This is a genomic window from Paenarthrobacter aurescens, from assembly GCF_041549525.1.
Classification (GTDB): Bacteria; Actinomycetota; Actinomycetes; order Actinomycetales; family Micrococcaceae; genus Arthrobacter; species Arthrobacter aurescens.
Genome location: NZ_CP157456.1, coordinates 1,129,795 through 1,149,314, shown reverse-complemented (window position 1 = coordinate 1,149,314; position 19,520 = coordinate 1,129,795). Strand labels below are relative to the sequence as shown.

Annotated in this window: 18 protein-coding genes; 11 read left to right on the top strand and 7 right to left on the bottom strand. The window is 62.8% G+C overall.

What is annotated here, in order from left to right; translation table 11 throughout:
• The first annotated feature begins 141 nt into the window (after positions 1-141).
• The 3 genes from ABI796_RS05450 to ABI796_RS05440 all read left to right on the top strand — a co-directional run bounded on the left by ABI796_RS05450 (position 142) and on the right by ABI796_RS05440 (position 3,990).
• Positions 142-1,644, top strand: a complete 1,503-nt coding sequence (locus ABI796_RS05450) for an HNH endonuclease signature motif containing protein (protein ID WP_344762507.1) — start codon at positions 142-144, stop codon at positions 1,642-1,644.
• 175 nt (positions 1,645-1,819) lie between these two features.
• Positions 1,820-3,157, top strand: a complete 1,338-nt coding sequence (locus ABI796_RS05445; protein WP_141285449.1) for an amidohydrolase family protein — start codon at positions 1,820-1,822, stop codon at positions 3,155-3,157.
• Positions 3,158-3,237: 80 nt separating this feature from the next.
• The gene (locus tag ABI796_RS05440) at positions 3,238-3,990 is read left to right on the top strand and encodes a metalloregulator ArsR/SmtB family transcription factor (RefSeq protein WP_141285473.1); all 753 of its coding nucleotides are present in this window, start codon (positions 3,238-3,240) and stop codon (positions 3,988-3,990) included.
• A gap of 85 nt (positions 3,991-4,075) precedes the next feature.
• Here the strand turns inward: ABI796_RS05440 and ABI796_RS05435 are convergent, their stop codons facing one another.
• Positions 4,076-5,068, bottom strand: coding sequence for a nucleoside hydrolase (locus ABI796_RS05435; protein ID WP_141285447.1), 993 nt, complete (start codon positions 5,066-5,068; stop codon positions 4,076-4,078).
• 79 nt (positions 5,069-5,147) lie between these two features.
• Positions 5,148-6,599 (bottom strand): MFS transporter, encoded by a 1,452-nt coding sequence (locus ABI796_RS05430; RefSeq protein ID WP_141285445.1) that lies wholly within the window; start codon positions 6,597-6,599, stop codon positions 5,148-5,150.
• Positions 6,600-6,733: 134 nt separating this feature from the next.
• Here ABI796_RS05430 and ABI796_RS05425 point away from each other — a divergent pair, with 134 nt between their 5' ends.
• Positions 6,734-7,507 (top strand): GntR family transcriptional regulator, encoded by a 774-nt coding sequence (locus tag ABI796_RS05425; protein WP_141285443.1) that lies wholly within the window; start codon positions 6,734-6,736, stop codon positions 7,505-7,507.
• A gap of 33 nt (positions 7,508-7,540) precedes the next feature.
• Positions 7,541-8,434, top strand: coding sequence for a PfkB family carbohydrate kinase (locus ABI796_RS05420; protein WP_141285441.1), 894 nt, complete (start codon positions 7,541-7,543; stop codon positions 8,432-8,434).
• Between the two features lie 13 nt (positions 8,435-8,447).
• Here ABI796_RS05420 and ABI796_RS05415 read toward each other — a convergent pair whose 3' ends face one another.
• The 3 genes from ABI796_RS05415 to ABI796_RS05405 form a co-directional block, all read right to left on the bottom strand.
• A complete protein-coding gene (locus tag ABI796_RS05415; RefSeq protein WP_141285439.1) occupies positions 8,448-8,732 on the bottom strand; it encodes an acylphosphatase in 285 nt (94 codons plus the stop codon).
• A gap of 91 nt (positions 8,733-8,823) precedes the next feature.
• Entirely contained in the window at positions 8,824-9,735 is a 912-nt protein-coding gene (locus tag ABI796_RS05410) for a glycosidase (RefSeq protein WP_141285437.1), read from the bottom strand.
• A 145-nt stretch (positions 9,736-9,880) separates the two neighbouring features.
• On the bottom strand, positions 9,881-10,912 hold the full coding sequence (locus ABI796_RS05405) for an adenosine deaminase (RefSeq protein WP_141285435.1): 1,032 nt from the start codon (positions 10,910-10,912) through the stop codon (positions 9,881-9,883).
• 83 nt (positions 10,913-10,995) lie between these two features.
• Between ABI796_RS05405 and ABI796_RS05400 the strand changes: the two genes are divergently transcribed.
• The gene (locus ABI796_RS05400; RefSeq protein ID WP_141285433.1) at positions 10,996-11,910 is read left to right on the top strand and encodes an MSMEG_6728 family protein; all 915 of its coding nucleotides are present in this window, start codon (positions 10,996-10,998) and stop codon (positions 11,908-11,910) included.
• 92 nt (positions 11,911-12,002) lie between these two features.
• Here ABI796_RS05400 and ABI796_RS05395 read toward each other — a convergent pair whose 3' ends face one another.
• Together ABI796_RS05395 and ABI796_RS05390 are read right to left on the bottom strand one after the other, a co-directional pair.
• Entirely contained in the window at positions 12,003-13,334 is a 1,332-nt protein-coding gene (locus tag ABI796_RS05395; protein WP_246095867.1) for a cytosine permease, read from the bottom strand.
• 193 nt (positions 13,335-13,527) lie between these two features.
• Entirely contained in the window at positions 13,528-14,973 is a 1,446-nt protein-coding gene (locus ABI796_RS05390; RefSeq protein ID WP_141285431.1) for a PucR family transcriptional regulator, read from the bottom strand.
• Positions 14,974-15,093: 120 nt separating this feature from the next.
• Between ABI796_RS05390 and pxpA the strand changes: the two genes are divergently transcribed.
• From pxpA to ABI796_RS05365, 5 genes are read left to right on the top strand one after another with little or no spacing between them, the layout of a single operon-like run.
• A complete protein-coding gene (gene pxpA / locus ABI796_RS05385; RefSeq protein ID WP_141285429.1) occupies positions 15,094-15,888 on the top strand; it encodes a 5-oxoprolinase subunit PxpA in 795 nt (264 codons plus the stop codon).
• A 47-nt stretch (positions 15,889-15,935) separates the two neighbouring features.
• Positions 15,936-16,175, top strand: coding sequence for an acetyl-CoA carboxylase (locus tag ABI796_RS05380; protein ID WP_141285427.1), 240 nt, complete (start codon positions 15,936-15,938; stop codon positions 16,173-16,175).
• A 6-nt stretch (positions 16,176-16,181) separates the two neighbouring features.
• Positions 16,182-17,537 (top strand): acetyl/propionyl/methylcrotonyl-CoA carboxylase subunit alpha, encoded by a 1,356-nt coding sequence (locus tag ABI796_RS05375; RefSeq protein WP_307723103.1) that lies wholly within the window; start codon positions 16,182-16,184, stop codon positions 17,535-17,537.
• On the top strand, positions 17,534-18,439 hold the full coding sequence (locus tag ABI796_RS05370) for an allophanate hydrolase subunit 1 (RefSeq protein WP_141285425.1): 906 nt from the start codon (positions 17,534-17,536) through the stop codon (positions 18,437-18,439). The genes ABI796_RS05375 and ABI796_RS05370 overlap by 4 nt, the downstream gene beginning before the upstream one ends.
• The gene (locus tag ABI796_RS05365) at positions 18,429-19,409 is read left to right on the top strand and encodes a biotin-dependent carboxyltransferase family protein (protein WP_141285423.1); all 981 of its coding nucleotides are present in this window, start codon (positions 18,429-18,431) and stop codon (positions 19,407-19,409) included. Before ABI796_RS05370 ends, ABI796_RS05365 begins: the two co-directional genes overlap by 11 nt.
• Positions 19,410-19,520 lie beyond the last annotated feature (111 nt).

Here is a 19,520-nt window from a genome sequence, read left to right as displayed (position 1 = left end):
AAAGTACGACGGCGGCAGTCACCATCGCGGATCGCCCCCCCATCCAAGGAGCTGCCTCGCGGCCGGGAGTCGTTGATGTGGTCGTCGGGATTCAGCTCGACCGCAAACGCGAACCCAGTGGCCCCGGATCATGGTTTTCGTATGAAGAAGACAGCCGACGCCCTGAACTCGCTCCGCGAATCCATCGCCGACGAGGTCTCGCTCTTCGGGTTCGAGGAGGCCGCCGACTTTGCCGACAGGATCGAGGAGATGTCCCGGTCATTGGAGTACTTGCAGGTTGTCGCGGCACAGGCGGTGGAACGTACCCGACACGAAGCGCAGCAGGCCCAGGATGATGGGTACCGGAATGCGGCGGAGTTCCTTCGGACACGGTTGCGGATAGGCGTCGGGGAGGCCCGGCGCCGGCTCGCTCTCGCAACCGAGGTGCTGTCCCGGGTGGGAATGACCGGCCAAGAGGTCCCGGCCCGACGCGAAATCCTCGCCGACGCTGTTGAGTCCGCTTTGGTGCCCTCACGGTCCGCGACGATCATCAGCACCGCCCTGGACAAAGTCCGGCACCTCGCCGATGAAGAGATCAGCACCCGGATGGAAAAAGCCCTCACCAACACCGCTATAGAGACCGACCCTGACTTCGTGACCAAGATGGCCCGGCGCTGGACCGACCTGATCGATCAAGACGGCCACGAGCCCTCCGAAGAAGCACTCCGCCAGCTCCAAGGCGCATTCCTGCGTCGCCGACGTCGCCACGGACTCCACCACCTCGAGATCTTCGCCACCGACGAACAATACGAAACCCTCGCCACCGTCATGAACACCGCCACCAATCCCAGACTCACCAACCCATCCCAATCCGAGGCCGCCACCAACACCAACACCGAATCTGACACCGAAGCAGGACCCGTCTTGGACCGTCGCTCCCGGGCGCAGAAACTCCTCGACGGCCTCGTCGGCGCGTGCGGTGTGGCGATGAGCACCGGGAAACTGCCTTCCAACGGCGGACTCCGTCCCCAACTCACGGTCACCATCGACCACCGCGACCTCTTCGAACAACTCACCCATCACCAGCTAGACCAACCCGGCCGCAATGCCACAGCCAGTAGCCACCTCAGCTCAGGGACGGCGACTTTTCTGGGCCCGATCCACCCGACCACCATCCGGAAAATCGCCTGCGACGCCGACATCATCCCCGTCCTGCTCGGCAGCGACTCCCGAATCCTGGACATCGGCCGCACCACCCGGATCTTCCCACCCCACATCCGCAAAGCCATCACCGCCCGCGACGGTGGCTGCGCCTTCCCCGACTGCACCATGCCCGCACCCTGGTGCGAAGCCCACCACACCACCTACTGGTCCCACGGCGGCACCACCGGCACCGACAACGGCACACTCCTCTGCAGCCACCACCACCACCTCATCCACAAAGAACAATGGCGCATCCACATGAAAACCGGCGTCCCCTGGTTCATCCCCCCACACCACATCGACCCAAACCAAAAACCCCGACGCAACCACCACCACACACCCCCAGAGAACATAGGGAACGCAGAGAACATAGGGAACGCAGGGAACATAGAGACCGCGGAAAACATAGAGACCCCATCGCGGCGTCGCTGCGCACGGGAACTTGGGCGCGATCAAGTTTAAGGCCCACGACAGGTAGTGACCAGGCAGAAAAACCATATGGCATACCAGATTGGGCATACTCACCGCCATGTGGCGATATTACTTGCATCACATCCACACTCTGAGGCACTCTGGAATACCAACTGTTCTTTCAGCCCTGTAGCGGCTCAGCAGCTCGTTCCCCAGGAGTCCAATAATGTGCCTTCACGATCACACCTCTGCACCTAAACCCCAAGGCGAGTTGCCCCGTCGCGGAATCCTCGCCGGAGCCGCAGCCCTAGCCGGGATCTCCGTCGCAGGCATTGCCGCACAGTTGGCCTCGGCGCCGGCCGCGCTGGCTGACAATGGCCAGTCCGGTGCCAACTACCCGGGCCGCCCTCTCACCCCCCAGGCACTCATCATCGAGGGCGGAACGGTGGTGGACCCGAAAACCGGCGACGCCGTGGCGGACGGGGTGGTAGTGCTCGACGGCGGCAAGGTCACTGCCGTGGGCACGCGAGACGAAACGCGCAAGGCCGTGGCTGCCGTCGGAAGCCGTGCGCGTGTCCTGAACGCGTCCGGCAGGTGGGTTCTTCCAGGGCTCGTGGATGCGCACGTCCACGCCAACGCGCTGGCCGACGCCCGCGCGCTGCTGCAAGGTGGAGCCACCAGCGTCCGTAGCGGTTCGAGTACTTTCTATCAGGACATTGCCCTGGCCGCCCTCCCGTCATGGGCTCCCGGGCTCTCGCCCCGGATGACCCCTGCCGGCCTGTTCATCTCCCCTGATCAGGGAGACTCGCTCTTGGCTGATCCGGATCTGGCGCCTCTGGCAACACTGAGCGGCGGCGTCAAGGAGCCGCAGGACCTCGCGTATCTGACGCGGGTTAACCTCAAGCGCGGTGCCGAGGTCATCAAGACCCGCGCTAACCCGCGGGCGGGCATCCCCGAACAGGATCCCCGCGAGTTGGTGTACAACGTGGACCAGATTGGGGCGATCGTTAAGGCCGCCAAGGGTGCCGGTGTCCTCTGCCACGCCTACAGCGCTGAGGGAATTGATGGCGCGGTCCGTGCCGGGGTCCGCAGCATCGAGCACGGCGTCTTCATGACAGAGAAGACCATTCAGGAGATGGCTCGTCGGGGCACGTTCTTCACACCCACCATGGATGCCATCACCAGCATGGCCCGCTCTTCCAACCCGATCCTGGCTGCACGCGGAGCAGAATACACACCCATCCTCCAGTCGGCAGTGCGGGCGGCCAAGGACGCCGGAGTCACCATTGTTGCCGGCACCGATTCTTTTGGTACGGATGTAACACCCATTGGCACGGAAGCACGCCTGCTGGCCGAAGCCGGCCTCACACCCTTGGAAGCATTGCAGGCCGCAACCACGAACGCCGCCCGGTTGCTGGGACGCGGCGACAACGTGGGGCGCCTGGTCCGGGGTTCTGCGGCTGACGTTGTGGTGGTGGACGCGGATCCCTTGGCCGACGGCTCGGCCCTGGAGAAGGTCAGCACGGTGATCGCCCAGGGTGCTGTGGTGCGCACTAACCTCTAGCCGCGGCTGCCACTGACGATACTGGTAAAAGGCTAAGAAATCCGTTGACAGGTGACTAAATGGTCACCTATTCTAAAGCCATGGACGCAGTGTTCAAGGCCTTGGCAGATCCAACACGCAGGGAACTGCTGGACGAGCTGTTCCGCGAGGACGGCCAATCTGCCTCCGCCTTGGGAGCCCGGTTCGAGATGACCCGTTTCGGCATCGCCAAGCACCTCAAGCTGCTGGAAGATGCAGGCTTGGTGGTCACCCGCCGTCGGGGTCGTGAAAAGTTGCACTTCCTGAACCCTGTTCCTATCCGCCTCATCCATGATCGCTGGGTGAGCAAATACGCAGAACCATGGGCCGCTGCCCTCAGCGACCTCAAATCCAGATTGGAAAGTCCCATGGAAAAGATCTTCGAGATTTACATCAAGACCACTCCGGAGCGGCTCTGGGAAGCCATCACCAACAGTGAAATCCGCAGCAAATACCAGTTCGGAAATACCTTCACCGCGGACTGGACACCGGGCGGCCGTTTTGAAATGCACAACGTCAAGGCTGATGCTCCGCTCGGCGAGGGCGAGAACATCGAAGTGGATCCCCCGCGCAGGCTCGTCCAGACCATGCGGGCGCTGTGGGGTGAAGACGTCAAAGCTGAAGGGACATCGCGGATCACCTGGGAAATCGAGCCCGTAGGAGATTCCTGCCACCTCACGGTCACCCACGATCAGCTCCGCGAAGGCGCCAATGATCAGCTCTACGGTGGCTGGCCCATGATCCTCTCCGGCCTCAAGACCTGGCTCGAAACCGGCGAAACACTGACCACGCCGGGCTCACTGATGTACGCGTAACCGCGATTCAAGGAAGACGACGACGGCGGGCCGCTGCCGCCGTCGTCGTCAATCCCTGAGTCTGCAGTCACTTGGCTGCTGTAAGTCAGATGACCGGCGCCGCTGCCTGTGCTTCCGTCAACCAGGCTGCCTGCAGGGTTCCGAGCAGGTGCGGCGCGAAGTCTTCACCGATTTCCAGGACCACACGGCACCGTGCACCGCGCTGTTCCGGGAACCCGGCGTACTGTCCGCGGAGATCGCAGACCGTCTGGCCGCGGCCGGGCCCGCCGGTGGTGTCCACCTGGACGCGGACCGTGGGTGCCAACGACAACTCCACGCCCCTGACGGCAATTGCCGCGGCAAGGGGATCGTGCATGGCCGAGCATGCCCGTCCGAAGATGTCCACGTAGAACCCGAAGTAATAACCCAGCATCTCCCCCAGCGCCTGCGAGACCGGGTGCTCGGTTGCCAGAAGCTCCTGGCGGTGGTTTTCCTCCAAGACGTTGGTCATGGTCACGTCCAACGGCACCAGGGTCACGCTCCAGTCGGCGGCCAGGACCTCAGCTGCGGCTTCGGGATCGTTGGCAATGTTGGCTTCGGCAACAGCTGTGATGTTTCCCGGCGCGAGCGCGGCACCGCCCATGATGGTGACTTCAGCAATCAGCTCCGGAAGCTTGGGTTCCAGGCGCAGGGCTTCTGCGATGTTGGTCAACGGGCCGATTGCCACCAGGCGCAACTCCCCCGCGTACTGGTGCGCCAGCTGAACCAGTAGTTCCGCGGCCGAGGCCTCCACTGGCTCGCGGAGCGACGGAACCAGGTCCACTCCGCCGATCCCGTTGTCACCGTGGACGTGCGGTGCACCGCCATGGAAGGTACCAACCTGGGGATCGTGCGCCCCCACAGCTACGGGGATGTCCGGGTGGCCGGCCAGATTCAAAAGATCCAAGGTGTTCCGGGCGCCACCTGCCGCGCTCACATTGCCGCTGACCGTACCGATGCCAACAAGTTCCGCCCGTGGGGATGCCAGGAGGTAAGCCAGGGCGAGGGCGTCGTCGATTCCGGTATCGCAGTCAAGGAAGAAGGGGGCGGGCTGGGTCATGATGGTCTCTCATTTCAGGTGTATCGGGAAGTAAAAGGAAGGGTGAGGTGCACGCCAAGCCACGTGCCGGCGTCGTGCGCTAGATCTTTTCACCCTTGGGGGCGGCGATGAACAGGCTCACGATGAAGGCCAGGGCGGTGATGGACACTGAAATCCAGAGGGCCGTGGAATACCCGCCTGCGGTGCCCAGTCCGGCGAACGGCGCAACAACCACGACGCCGAGGCTCGCCCCGATGCCGAAGGAGGCACCGTTGATGCCGGGCAAAGCGGCAGGGGCTTCCTTGGGCGAGAGCAGCACGGACAGTCCGTTGATGGCCGTGAGGAAGAAGCCGTTGTAGAAGATGCCCAGTGCCGCGATAGCGATGAGGACTGCGATCTGGTTGTGGGCAAACAGTGCAGCAGCGATGGCACAGGCAAGGCTGGTGGCCGTACCTACGCGCACGGTTTTGATCCAGCCGCGGCGGTCGGCGATCCAGCCCGCGAGCGGAGCAGCGAAGACGCCGATGAGCGCTGCCGGGGTGAGGAACAGGAGAGCAGCCACTGAAGCGGACAGTCCAAAGCCGTTTTCCTTGTCCTGGCTCAGCAGCACCACAGTGAAGTTGATGATGGCAAAGATGCCTGCCAGGGTCAGCACGGTGGTTGCGATGACCGGCCACACTTGGCGTGAACGGAGGTGATGCACTGCGACGAGCGGGGTTTCGCGCTTCTTCTCGATGAGCCAGAAAGCTGTGAAGGATGCGATGCTGCCTGCCAGCAGACCCAAGGCGGCCGGCGAGGTCCAGCCGGCAGAGGAACCCGTGGACACGAAGTAGGTGATGAACACCAGGAACACGGATAGCGAACCTGCGCCCCACCAATCCATCCGGCCGGGAGCGACGGCGGACTTACCGCCCGGGACCACTTTGATGACGCATACGACGGCGATCGCGGCCAGTACAAGGACTGCGACAAAGATCGACTGGAAGCCCAAGGTCTCGGCCATAAGTCCACCGAAGTAGCCATCCACGCCGCCCACGCCGCCGTTGATGGCAGCGATGATGCCGATGGAGGTGCCGAAAAGTCGGGCAGGCAGGTACTCATTGAGGACTATGTAGGAGAGCGCAAAGATGGCGCTCGAGACACCCTGCATGAAGCGGCCTGCCACCAGCAAAGGCAGGCTGGGCGCGAAGATGCACAGCACGGTACCGGCACCCATGATGGCCAGGACCAGGAGGAGTGCGTTGCGCCGGCCAATGAAGTCGCTCCAGCGCCCAATGACGGGACCGGAGATTGCGCCGGCCAGGAAGAACATGGACTGGACCTGGGCTACTGCTTCCGGCGTTTCCCCGAAGAAGGAGCCGATGTGTGGGAGCGCAGGGGTAATCATGCTGGCGTTGAGCTGGAAGGCCAGCACGGCCAGGACCAACGTGGTGATCAGCAGTGCGGCGGCTTTGCCGTGGAAGCGGCCTTCGTCTGTGGCTGCCTGGGGGTCCGCTGCAGCTGCAGTCTGCGGGTCAACGGCCTGCGCGCCTGTGGCGGTGGGGATATTCACATCAAACTCCTTTGTCCGAGGGCGCTGGGTACGCCACGAGATGTGAGTTGTTATACAAGCATGTATTACGAGCTTGTGCAACCTATCACAGTCATCCGGTACAGTATCGGTAACCCATCTCAAGTGAGGCACCCTTGACCGACAACGCCGTCCAGTTCCTGTCCCGGCCCATCGCTACCCAACCAGGGCAGCCCCTGCGCGTCGCGGCCTACTCCCGCATCGCCGAAGCGATCCGGACCAAGATCCTGCCGCCAGGTTCGCTGCTCCCCACCGAAACCGAGCTCGGCACCATGATGGACGTCAGCCGCACCGTGATCCGGGAAGCGCTGATGTTGCTCGAAGAAGACGGCCTCACCCGGGCGCGACGTGGAGTGGGCCGCTTTGTTGCCGATTCGCTCCCCCGGATCGGCATTGAACACATCCGCCCGTTCGACCAACTCTTGGGCGGCACCGAGCAGGACATCCAGGTCAAGCGCGTAGCCGCCATCAAGCAACCGGCCTCCGAATTCGTGGCGCCGGGAATTGGCGTGCAGCCTGACGAGGACGTGTGGTTCTGGGAAAGCGTCCTCATCAGGAACGGCGAGCCCCTGGCGCATCTCCAGGAGAACGTAGCCCAAGGAATCCCCGAGGCCGAAGCTTTGGCCGAAGCTGCCGAGGCTCCCACGCTGCCCGCGTCAACACTGCTGGAAGTCTTGGGAGGGCTACCCGGGGCGGCACTGGGACCGGGCGAATGCCAGATCAGCCTGAGCACTGCCGGGCCCAGTCGTGCGAAATTGCTCGGGCTTCGTCCCTCCGATCCCGTACTGGTCCTCACGCAATACGTGCGCCGAAATGGCGCCCCGTTCTATCTGGCCAAGTGCCTGGTGGCTGCCAAGGCCGGGCACCTCTCCGTCATCCAATCCTCCTGACCTTCCCCAAGGCACACCCGAAAAGGACCTCCCATGAGCACCACCCCTCAGTCTTCTGCGCCCAATTCCTACCCCACCCTCACCGTGGTTGGAAGCATCAACCTGGACATCACGGCCACGGCCAGCCGTCTCCCGTCACCGGGTGAAACCGTGGGCGGAGGCGTTCTCCGCCAGCAACCAGGCGGCAAAGGCGCCAATCAGGCAGTCGCTGCAGCCCGGCTGGCGGGAAGCTCGCGCATGGTGGGGGCAGTGGGCAAGGACGACGCCGGCCGCAACCTCATCACCGCGATGGCAAGTGCCGGCGTCGACGTTACGGACATAGCCCGCGTGGACGAGCCCACCGGAACCGCTTTGGTGCTGGTGGATGGCGAGGGTGAGAACCAGATTGTGGTGTGCCCGGGAGCCAACGGCTCAGTGAGCGTGGACGGAGTTGCCTTCGGGGCCGAGGAAGCCGTGCTCTGCCAGCTGGAAGTGGATCAGGAAGTGGTGCTGGAAGCCGCTCGCAGCGCCAAAGGATTCTTCGCTTTGAACGCAGCCCCGGCCGCGCCGCTCCTCCCCGAGCTTTTGGAACGCTGCGACCTTGTGATCGTGAATGAGACGGAATACGAGCTGATCCCGGCACTCCGGAACGCCCCGCTGGTGGCCGTGACCTATGGCGGCGAAGGCTCGGCAATCTTCGTGGACGGCGAGAGGGTGGCGGAGGCACCGGCCGTCCGGGTCACGAACATTGCCAACACCATCGGCGCCGGGGATGCTTTCTGTGCGGCATTGGTGCTTGGACTCAGGACAGGGCTGGAGTATTCGCACGCTTTGGCCGCAGCAAACGCCGTGGGCGCCGATGCGGTGCGGGATTCTTCCTCCCAGCCTGCGTTGAAGCCGCTGGAGCACTACATCGAAGCGACGCGCACAGCCACACGGCCGGCCTGAAACGGCTTAGGCGCTAATCAATAATCCGGAAGTCGTGGAATTCCCCTGTGGCCCCGGAAACCTGGAAATCAACGTTCTCCACCCGGCCCGGCGCATGCGACGAGTGAAGCCACTTCACGATGCTGTCGACGTCAGCCGCCGATCCCTCGGCAACCAACTCCACGGAACCGTCCGCGCTGTTGCGTACCGTCCCCTTCAAATGCAGCTCGTCAGCTTTCCGGGCAGTCCAATATCGAAAACCCACGCCCTGGACCACACCGGTGACACGGGCTGTGAGGCGAAGGGCTTCGTCAGTCATGGGTCCACCTTAACCAAACCCGCCCCTGCCCGTCCCACTCCCCGGTGAACGGAGAGAAGAGCGAACAGGGGCGGGTTTTGAGCCGGCAAGCCTAGCCGATCACGATGTCCCGCGTCGCGTGGCTGTACGTGATGGTGACGGGGCCGCCGTCGTGGTTCAGTTCATGGTTGGCGCCGTCACGGACGCCAAAGGCACCATAGTTCTCATCCCACGAGCGGTTAAGCGCGATCTTGTAGGTGTAGAAACCGGCAGGCAGTTCAGCGGTCAGCGTCCACAGCTGCACCAGCGGATTGAATTCCATCTGGGCTTCGTCGTACTGCGGAGCCCAATCCTCAGGTGCCCCCAGGATCTTGTTGAAGTCACCGGCGATCGCCACAGCGTCCGGCTGAGGCTGGGTCTCGACGCCGGAGGCCGCCGCTGCTTTCGCCGGCGCCTTGCGGGTGGACTTCTTCGGAGCGGGTTCGGCTTTGGCTGTTGCGGCCTTGGCCGTTGTGGCCCTGGCTTTGGGCGCGGAGACCTTGGCGGCAGCAACCTTGGGCTCAGATACCTCAGCGGCTGCAACTTTGGGCTCGGTGGCTTTCTTGGCGGCGGCGCGCTTGGTGGCCGCTGTCTTCTTGGCTTGGGGCTTCACCGGCGGGGCCGTTGGTACGGCGACGTCGGCAGGAACCGGGGTTCCGGCGTCGAGCGCTGCCCCAAAAGCCGCCGCATCCCCGAAGGCCACCGTGGCACGCAGGCCGTCCTCCGGGATGGTCCAGCCCGAACGGCCCTTGACCAGCCAGCCGGCTTTGACCAGCTTGGCCGAAGCCGAGGTGAGGGTCTTGTGGCCGCGGGGAATGCCGCCACTGAGAAGTTCGGCCTCGTGGTCATTGAAAGGTACCCGGACGATCGCTTCGGCCAGCACCTCGCCGGCGTTCAGCGTTGCACCGGACCATACGCTCTCAGCGAGGATGTCCAGTACAGCCTTCAGACGAAGGTTGGTGTTCTCGGCGGTATTCGCGCCCATGCTTCTCCTTCAACGGTGGATACTCCATAAAAGTTTGCCAATGAATTGTTAATTCCCGCGACTGCGGAAGGTAAACACCGTGTGTCGTGACTGAGTGTGACTTTCGAGGCGCCGCAAGTGAGGTGCGGGTCTCGGCTGCAGCGTTTCAGGCCGGCGTGATGGAGATCTTGACCCATTCCGTGACCTCGTCCAGCAGCTCCGCTTTGCGGGCCTCGCTGGCGAAGGAAGAACGGATGGAGTTTGCTGCCAAGGTGGCTTGTTCGGGCACGGAGAACTCCAGGATCTTCACCAGCTGCTCGAAGTTCTCGTCCACGTAGCCGCCAAAGTAGGCGGGGTCATCCGAGTTCACGCAAACGTTCAGGCCGATCGCCAGCATTTCGGGCAAGGGGTGGTCCGCAAGCTTATCCACGGCGCGGAGCCTGACGTTGGACAGAGGGCAGACTGTCAGCGGAACCTGTTCGGCAACGAGCCGCTGCACAACGTCCGTGTCCTCCATGCACCGGATGCCGTGATCGATCCTTTCGACATGAAGGACGTCCAGCGCCTCGGTGATGTAGGACGCTGGTCCTTCCTCACCGGCGTGGGCGATCCTCCGCAAACCGGCCTCGCCGGCGCGCTGGTACAGGCGCTCAAATTTCGACGGCGGATTTCCCACCTCTGCCGAGTCCAGGCCAATACCGGCGATGGGAGCGTGCATGGCCAGGAGCTGGTCCAGGACATCGATCGCCGAATCCTCGGACATGTCACGCAGGAAGGCAGCAATGAGGAGAGTGGAGATGCCGAAGTCTTCTTCGGAGGTAGCCAGGGCGTTGGCCACACCATTGACGCAGGTTTCAAGAGCTACGCCGCGGGAAATGTGGGCCTGGGGATCCATCATGATTTCCGCGTGACGCACTCCCCCGGCGGCTGCCCGCTTCAGGTAGGCGCGGGTCATATCGGTGAAATCCTGCTCGGTTTGCAGGACGGCCATGTTGGCGTAGTACAGGTCCAGGAAGGACTGAAGATCAGTGAACTCGTACTTTTCCCGGAGTTCGTCAATGTCTTGGTACGGCAGTTCCATGCCGTTTCGTTCGGCCAGGGCAAAGATCAGCTCTGGCTGGAGAGTCCCTTCAATGTGCAGGTGCAGTTCGGCAACCGGAGGCGCCGGGGCAGTAGTTTTCTCGCCAAAAGTTTCCACCCTGCAACTCTAGGCCCCAACGGCTGCACGTGTCCCGGAGCACTCAACTTGGTTCTCAAGCCCTGCACCCTCAAACTGAAAGGATGCAGACTTTCCTCCCTTTCGCCGATTTCCGTGAGAGCGCCGCGGCGCTGGACACTTCAAGGCTCGGCAAACAGCGCGTCGAAGCCCTCCAGGTTCTCCGCGCGTTGGTGATCCCGGAGTACGGTTGGCAGTCCCACCCCGCCGTGCGCATGTGGATGGGCCACGTGCCGGCGCTCACCATGTACGGCCTGGCCATGGCCGATGAGTGGATTGCGCGCGGACACCCGGACAACACCCGCACCAACATCACGGAGTTCGCCCCGCAGGCGGCCCACCCGGACTACGCGTCCAGGATCATCATGCCGCCATGGCTTGGACATGAGGACCTGCACCTCAGCCACCGTTCCAAGCTGATCGCCAAGGACCCCAAGCACTACGCGCAGCTCTTCCCCGGCACCGAGGAAAAGCTGGAGTACGTCTGGCCCGAACCCAAGCACGAGTTCCACCCGGAAGACCCGGAGGAAGACAGCTTGTGGATCCTGCGCTCCAACGTTGAGGATCTCCGCCCGGAACAGCTCACCACGGTTGCCATGCCCCCGCACGGCAAAGCCAAGGCAGGCGTTGCCGCGGATCCTGAGGAGTACCAGTTTGTGTACGCAGAGGAGAAGTCCCGCCGCCAAGTAGGCGGACCCAAAAAACGGCCGGTCAAGCAACAGGAAAAGAAGCCCACGCGTAAGCGGCAGGCTCAGGAAAAGGCGTTCAACACCTTGCCGGGCAAGACCGAACTCGCTGTCCCGTTCGACGACGGTCAGAGCTTCGCCGTCGGCCTCATTCACGGCCGTCCCATCACTGTTGATGGCCGCTTCGCACGCAACTTTGAGGTCACCAACGTGATCAAGCGCAGCGACTTTGACTACCCGGCGTTGCTGCAGGATCCCCGGGTCTTCTTCCCGGTTCCCGCGCCGGCTCAGTAGTACGCCTCACGAGCTGAAACCCGCCCTTGTTCGCCTGACAGACCGTTGAACGGTCCGGCAGGCGAACAAGGCGAGGATTCGACGGCGGCAGCCTAGACGAGCTGCTCCTCGTCCACATGAACGTCCTCGGAGATGTCCATGGCCGGCGGCTTCTGAAGCCGGTAAGCCACGAAGTAGCCGCCTGCTGCAAGGGCCACCGTGATCAGTGGTGCAAGCTGGGCCAGGACCGGAACCATGGTCTGTTCGGTGAGGAAGATGCCCGTGCCCGAGGCCAGCAACCACGCAACCGTCCCTGCGCTGAATGCGGAGAGCCGTTCGCGCCGGATCTCCGGGACCTGGTGTACGTTCCTGCGGTTCAACGCGATGTACACCAAGGCAATTGCCACCCACGCGGTGACGAACACACCCTGCCACGCGAGTGCTTTGAGCAGGTAGGACAGCACGTTGGTAAGCATCAGGAGATAGGCAATGGCGCCGGCAACGATCACCCACACCCAACGGGGCAATGCCAACCGGAATACCCTGGTGGCAAAGGCGTCAAGGTTGGACGAGGCCAGGTAGTAGTTGGCAGTGTTGATGCGGGTTTGGGAGATAAAAATCACCAGGACACCGAAGATGCCCAAGGAAGATATGAAGGCGTCCACCACTCCGGTCTCCGTGCCGGCCAGCCCCCACGCGCTCATGATGTAGATGCCTACCAGGCCATTGACACCGAAAGTGAAAGCATAGAAAACCCAGCCGAAGGTGATCCGGCCGTGGAACTTCTCGTCCTTTTTACGGGCCATGCGGGCGTAGTCGAACGTGTACATCATCATGATCCACACACCCATGTAGATCAGGTAAGAGGTCAGCCAGCCCGGGACGGGACCATCTGCAACACCTACGGGGAAGGACACCGGGACTCCGCGGATGGCGGTGGCAGCAACCACCACAGCCACCAGCCCTGCGAAGTACAGGGGCAGTAGCCAACCATTCAGCCGGTCCAGCCAGTTCTGCACACCACCGGCCACCAGCGGCAAAGCGTAAATCACCACGATCGCGTACCACATGGTGATTTCGCCGCCGAAGAACTTCTGGAACGCCACTGCGATGATGGAGCCTTCAAAGACTGCGTAGTAAATGGCGGTGGCAGCAAAGATCAGGGAGGCGAGCGCGGATCCCACAATCCCGAAGAGGGTCCGGGACAGGAGCTCCACGGTGAGCCCTGTCCTGGCTGCGTACCGGGACAGTACAAGGTTGATGGCACCGTAGCTGGCGATTGTCAGGACCATGCCGATGATGGTGTTGACCGTGCCAACAGCGTTGGCGGATGCCACGGCAACATAGATCCAGAACATGGCCGAGAACAGGGCCCACCAGGCCATTGTCAGGGACCAGCGCGGAGCACGGCGTGCTTCGGGCATGACGTAATTTGCGTAGGACAAAGTAACCCCTAGGGTTCAGGCGAACGGAAGTGGGCCCGGATTCCTGCAGCCGTGACGGGGACTCTTGGGGAGTGGTCCCACTACTTGGCTGGCAACATGGCCCGTGAACTGAGGTTAGTGACGTAACGCACATGCTGATATCGGGTGCACGCCCAAAACAGGGCCGCCGGTTTATGCACTTTGCACATTTACCTCAGGCGTGGGCCGCAACGATACTCAGGGCGAGCAGGCAAGTAGCCCGCACTTCGCCGTCAGAGAGGTCCAGGCCCAAGGCGTCTTCGATTTTCCGTAACCGGTACGTGAGCGTGTTCCTGTGAATGAACAGCTCCTCGCAGATTTCCCGGGAACTGCCGCTGTGCCGCAGGTACGAGGCGAGGGTGTCACGCAAGGCTGTGCCACCTTCGGATGCCAGGGGTGCCAGCAGCCGCTGGGACATCGCCACCAGCCCGGCGCTCGGCAGTCCCTGAACGATTCCGGTGAGATCCGCAAGCGGAGCACTCCGCACGCCGGGTTTTCCCACGTGTCGCCTTGCCAGGCTCAGCGCCAGGGGAAGTTCATTCAGGGTGCTCGCCTCGGTGACCACAACGGCGAGTTCGGGTGCGTCATTGAAGAAGTCCCGGACCATCTCCAGCAACCCGCCGGTCCCCCGTTTTTGCTGCACCAGCAAAGTGGTGAGGCCCTTCTCTTCCATGAAGCGGACAATCCCGTAGTTGGTTTCCAGGCCCACCCTCGCACGCCATGCGATGGCACGGAGCTTCAGCCGGGGAATCTCCTTGGAGGCGCCGATCAGCACAGAACCCCAGGTCTCGTCGGGGTCGAACCCGGTGTCCACGGCCAGACGCTTGAGTTGAGCCGGCGTCATTGCCCGCTCCTCGTACAGTGCCTCCATGAAACGTGCCGCCTCACGCGAGTGCAGCGGTGAGCGTGAGCCCAGCGTGTAGCTCAGCTGCATGGCGATCACTGCCGCCACGGGACCCAGGATGGGCTGCAGCACCACAGTGCTCTTGATGCCCTCGATCATGAGCCTGAACCGTTGTGACTCTCCACTGGGGATCCTCAGGGTGGTTCGCGCAGTACCTCCGGCGGCGTCTCCTGCCCCAATAAGTTCAAAGCCGACGTCGTCCACTACCGTCACCCGCGCTTGGACGAAGGAGGCTACCCGTTCCAGAACGGTGGCCAGTGATCGACCATCCGCGGCGAGCCGTGTGCATTCATCCGCCAGTTCCCACCCGGAGCGCAACTCCTCATACCGCTCGGTGGCAATCACGTGCTCCACATGGCGCATGACCAGGACGAAGGGGACCTCCGGCGGCAGCTCCAGCAGCGGCAGGCCGTGCGCTTCGCAGGCCTCCACCAAGCCGGAGGGAAGCTCCCGGTGGGCTGCACCCAGGCCGAACACCAGCCCCGAGACAGGCACCTCCATCAGTCGTTCAACGTAGGCCTCCCAGATCCTGTAGTCCTTGACGTTCAAGCCCATGCCGTTGGTCAGCACCAGGGCATTGACGCTCAGGAACGGTGTGGGGTCCATGTGTTCGGTGGGAGCACACCACGTGATGGGCCTGGCCAAGCGGCCCGGAGTGCCTGGCACGCGGAGTGAAATCTTCAGGTCAGGGTCATCCACCAAGTCCGAAACACGCATTGGGCCTCCATGAGCTCTGGGCGTTTTACCGCCTCATAGTGCAAACATCATAAACTGCGTTTGGAGATTCAGCAGGCTGCACAATTACTATGCGGTCCTCGCTTGGATAGCGTTGCCCCCATGCAAACGAATGTGACCCCGGGCACTCCCGCGCCGAGCGCTGCTGTCCCAAGCTCTCCCGCGGCCAGCGCTCCTAAGACGGTGCTCTTGAACTCAGATATGGGCGAAGGCGTGGGCCTTCACGAATTCGGCAACGATGAACAACTCATGCGCATCATTGACGTCGCCAACGTAGCGTGCGGCTACCATGCCGGCGATCCCGACGTCATGAACCGGACCGTGGAACTCGCAGCAGAACATGGCGTAGCTGTGGGCGCCCACCCCGGCCTTCCGGACCCCGTTGGCTTCGGACGCCGCCGCATGGTGCTGCGGCCGGAAGAAGTTGAATCCATCATCCTCTACCAAACAGGGGCGCTGACGGCCTTCCTCAGCAAGCATGGCCTTGAACTGAACCACATCAAACCGCATGGTGCGCTGTACGGGATGCTGGCCGGGGACGAGGACCTCATGGAGGCCGCAGCCGGCACGGCCAAGCTGTTCGGCGTTCCGTTCTTTGGCCTCGCCGGAACTGCGCACGAGACCGTGTGCAAGAGCATGGGCGTGGATTTCATCCCCGAACTGTACGTAGACCTCAACTATGGTCCCGGCGGTGAGCTGCTGATCCAGCGCCGGCCGGCACCAACCAACCCGGATGCCGCGGCTGACCGCGTCAGGAAAGCCCTCGACGGCGGTCCCGTCCTCGCGGTGGACGGCACCGAACTGGACATCACCTTTGGCAGCATCTGCGTTCATTCGGATGCCCCGAACTCGGTTGACGTGGCCACTGCGGTCCGCTCCGTGCTCAACGCCCGCTGACACTTTTCCCTTCTTCAAACCCACCCCCTGAAAGCGAGAACCCCCGTATGGGCACCATCGTCTCCCCGCTCCCCGGCATCTTCTACCGCAAACCCGGGCCCGGCAAGCCGCCGTTCGCCAATGAAGGCGACACAATCGAGGTAGGCCAAACCCTGGGAATCGTGGAAATCATGAAGCAGTTCACCGAAATCCAGTCCGATGTTGCCGGCATCCTCGAAACCTTCGAGGTAGCCGAGGGCGACATGGTCAACCCGGGCGACCCAATCGTCGTCGTCCGCGAAGCGTAGGCACCCATGATGAAGAAACTGCTGATCGCCAACCGCGGCGAAATCGCCGTACGGATCATCCGCAGCGCGCGGGACATGGGAATCGGAACCGTTGCGGTCGTCAGCGAGCCGGACGCTTCCTCCTTGGCTGCACGCACCGCTGACGAATATGTGGTGGTTGGGCCTGCACCTGCTCCGGCCAGTTACCTGAACCAGGGCGCCATCATTGCCGCAGCCATGGACACCGGCTGCGACGCCGTCCACCCGGGCTATGGCTTCCTCTCAGAAAACACCTCCTTCGCCCGCAAAGTAGCGGACGCAGGACTGATCTGGGTGGGACCCAATGCTGACGCAATCGAGATGATGGGCAACAAATCGCTGGCCCGCGCCTCAGCCGAGAAGGCCGGCGTTCCCGTCCTCCGCGGCTCCGACGGCCCCCTGGACCCGGAGGCGGATGCCCTGGCCATCGCAGCCGGGATCGGTTATCCGTTGGTGGTCAAAGCTTCCGCAGGCGGCGGTGGCCGCGGTATCCGGTTCGTCAGCAATCCGGACGAACTGCTGGAAACCATCGAGATGGCCCGGGGCGAAGCAGCCTCTGTCTTCGGTGACGCAACCGTCTACCTGGAACGCTTCGTAGAACACGCACGCCACGTTGAAGTCCAGATCCTCGGCGACGGCACCAACTTCATCCACCTCGGTGACCGCGACTGCTCCATGCAGCGCCGCTCACAGAAAGTCCTTGAAGAAGCACCGGCCCCGGACCTCCCCGAATCCGTCCGGGAAACCATCCGGCAGTCCTCGGTGGAACTTGCCCGCCAGTGCGGCTACCAGGGAGCTGGCACGGTGGAGTTCCTCTACGATCCGCAAAACCATGAGGCTGCGTTCATCGAAATGAACACCCGCATCCAAGTGGAGCACCCCATCACTGAACAGATCACCGGCGTGGACCTGGTCCGCGAGCAACTGCTCATTGCCGGCACGGGTTCCATGTCCTTGAAGCAGGAAGACATCACTTTCACCGGTCACGCCATCGAGTGCCGGATCAACGCCGAGGACCCCGGCAACAACTTCTTCCCCAGTCCCGGCCGCCTTGATGTCATTGAGTGGCCCACAGGAGACGGAATCCGGGTGGACACCGGAGTGGACGCAGGCTCTGTGGTCAGCCCGTTCTATGACTCCATGCTGGCCAAGCTGATCGTCCACGCCGCCGACCGCGACTCCGCCATCGCCGCCACAGTGGAGGCCTTGGACCACGTGCGCATCGAAGGCGTCAAAACCACCGTCCCCGTTCACAAAATGCTGCTGGCCCGTCCCGAATTCGCAGCAGTCACCCACCACTCCAAATTCATTGAGACCGCTCCTGACCTGTTGGAGGCGAAATGACCGTTTCAAGCCCGGACCTGAAGGAAGCCCGCTACACGTGGGGCGCTGACGAGTTCTTGTTCGTTGAAGTTGACGAGTCCATGAGCCTCGCCGCCAACTTCAAAGTGATGTCCATCGCCAGGAAACTGAGCGACGCCGGTTTGCCCGGCGTGGTGGATATCTGCCCCGCCAATGCTTCACTTCTGGTGAGGTTCGATCCCGACGTCCTGCCGCCGTCGAGCCTTGAATCAACGGTTCGCGGAATCGAACGCGAGCTTCAGAACCACAACCAACAGACCCTCGAAACCCGCATCATTGAAGTGCCGGTCTGGTACGACGACCCCTTCACCGCAGAGGTAGCCCAGCGATTCCGTGAAGGGTTCCACCAGGAACCGGACGGCACGGACCTTGACTACGCAGCGAAAGTCAACGGCCTCAAGGACGCTGCCGAGTTCATCCGCCGGCATCATGAACAGCCGTGGTTGGTTTCCATGGTGGGCTTTGTTGCCGGGCTGCCCTTCCTGTTTCAACTCGTGGAGCGCGAGCAGCAGCTTCAAGTCCCCAAGTACCTCAGTCCCCGCACGGACACCCCCAAGCTGACCGTGGGCCATGGCGGATGCTTCGCGGCAATCTACTCCGTACGCGGTGCCGGCGGTTACCAGATGTTCGGCGTAGCAGCGGCGCCCATCTTCGATCCCGCACAGTCGCTGGCCGACTTCAAGGACTTCATGGTCTTCTTCCGCCCCGGTGACATCGTGAAGTTCAAACCCGTCACCGAAGAGGAGTACAACGCAATCCAGGCGCAGGTTGAAGACGGAACCTACCGCTACCGCCAAGTCCCCGTCACCTTTGACGCGTCCAAGGCCCTGAGCGATCCGCAGGCCTACAACCAGGAACTCATGGAGGCCCTCAATGGCATTTGACATCAAGAACCCTGGCCTTGCCACCACTGTTCAGGACCAGGGCCGCACGGGCTACTACAACGTGGGCATCCCGCAGAGCGGCTCCATGGACCAGTACTCAGCGGAACTCGGCAACGCGCTGGTGGGCAACGCAGCCACGGACGCCGTCCTCGAATGCACCTACCTGGGGCCGGTTCTGGTGACTGACGCCGATGCCGTAGTGGCCATCACGGGCGCTCCCGTGGAGGTCAAAGTCAATGGTGAACCCCAGCCCCAGTGGACGCGGCTGCAGCTCAGCGCAGGCGACGAATTGAGCTTCGGGGTGATCCGTGGAGGTACGCGCTACTACATCGCCGTCCAAGGCGGGATTGACGTTCCCGTGGTCCTGGGCAGCCGGTCAACATACACTTTGGGCGGCATCGGCGGTTACAAGGGCCGGAAGCTTGAGGCCGGAGATCTGGTGCCGGTGGGCACAGCGCATGGCGAACTTCCCGCGGCTCTGGAAGTACCCGAATCCTTCCGCCCCTCCTTTGACAAGGCCCAATCCGTCAGGATTGTCATGGGGCTTTACGATCACCGGCTGACGGACGCCGGGAAGGAAAACCTCCTGAACGGTGAATGGAAAGTCACCCCCGTGGCCGACCGCATGGGCCTTCGCTATTACGGCCCGGGCGTGGGATGGAAGGAACGCGAGCAGCCATTCGGTGCGGGATCGGACCCCTCCAACATCGTCGATGCAGGCTACGCCGTGGGCTCCATCCAGATTCCCGGCGGCACCCAACCCATCATCCTCCACAGGGATGCGGTCTCCGGCGGCGGCTACGCCATGGTGGCAACTGTCATCAGCGCGGACATGGACCTGGTTGCCCGTGCCGCACCCGGCACCGCCACCACGTTCGTTGCGGTCAGCCAAGACGAAGCAATTGTGGCCCGCAAGGAACGCGCCGAGCTGAAGAGCAAGGCCTGGGAAGCTCTGGGGCTGCCCGGTTAATGACATGCCGGTGAGAGCGGCGGGCATGCCGTAAAGGGTGGCGGGCCGATGGTCCGCCACCCTTTACTGTGCGCGGCGACTGCTCTGTTTACTGTGCGCAGCTACTGCTCT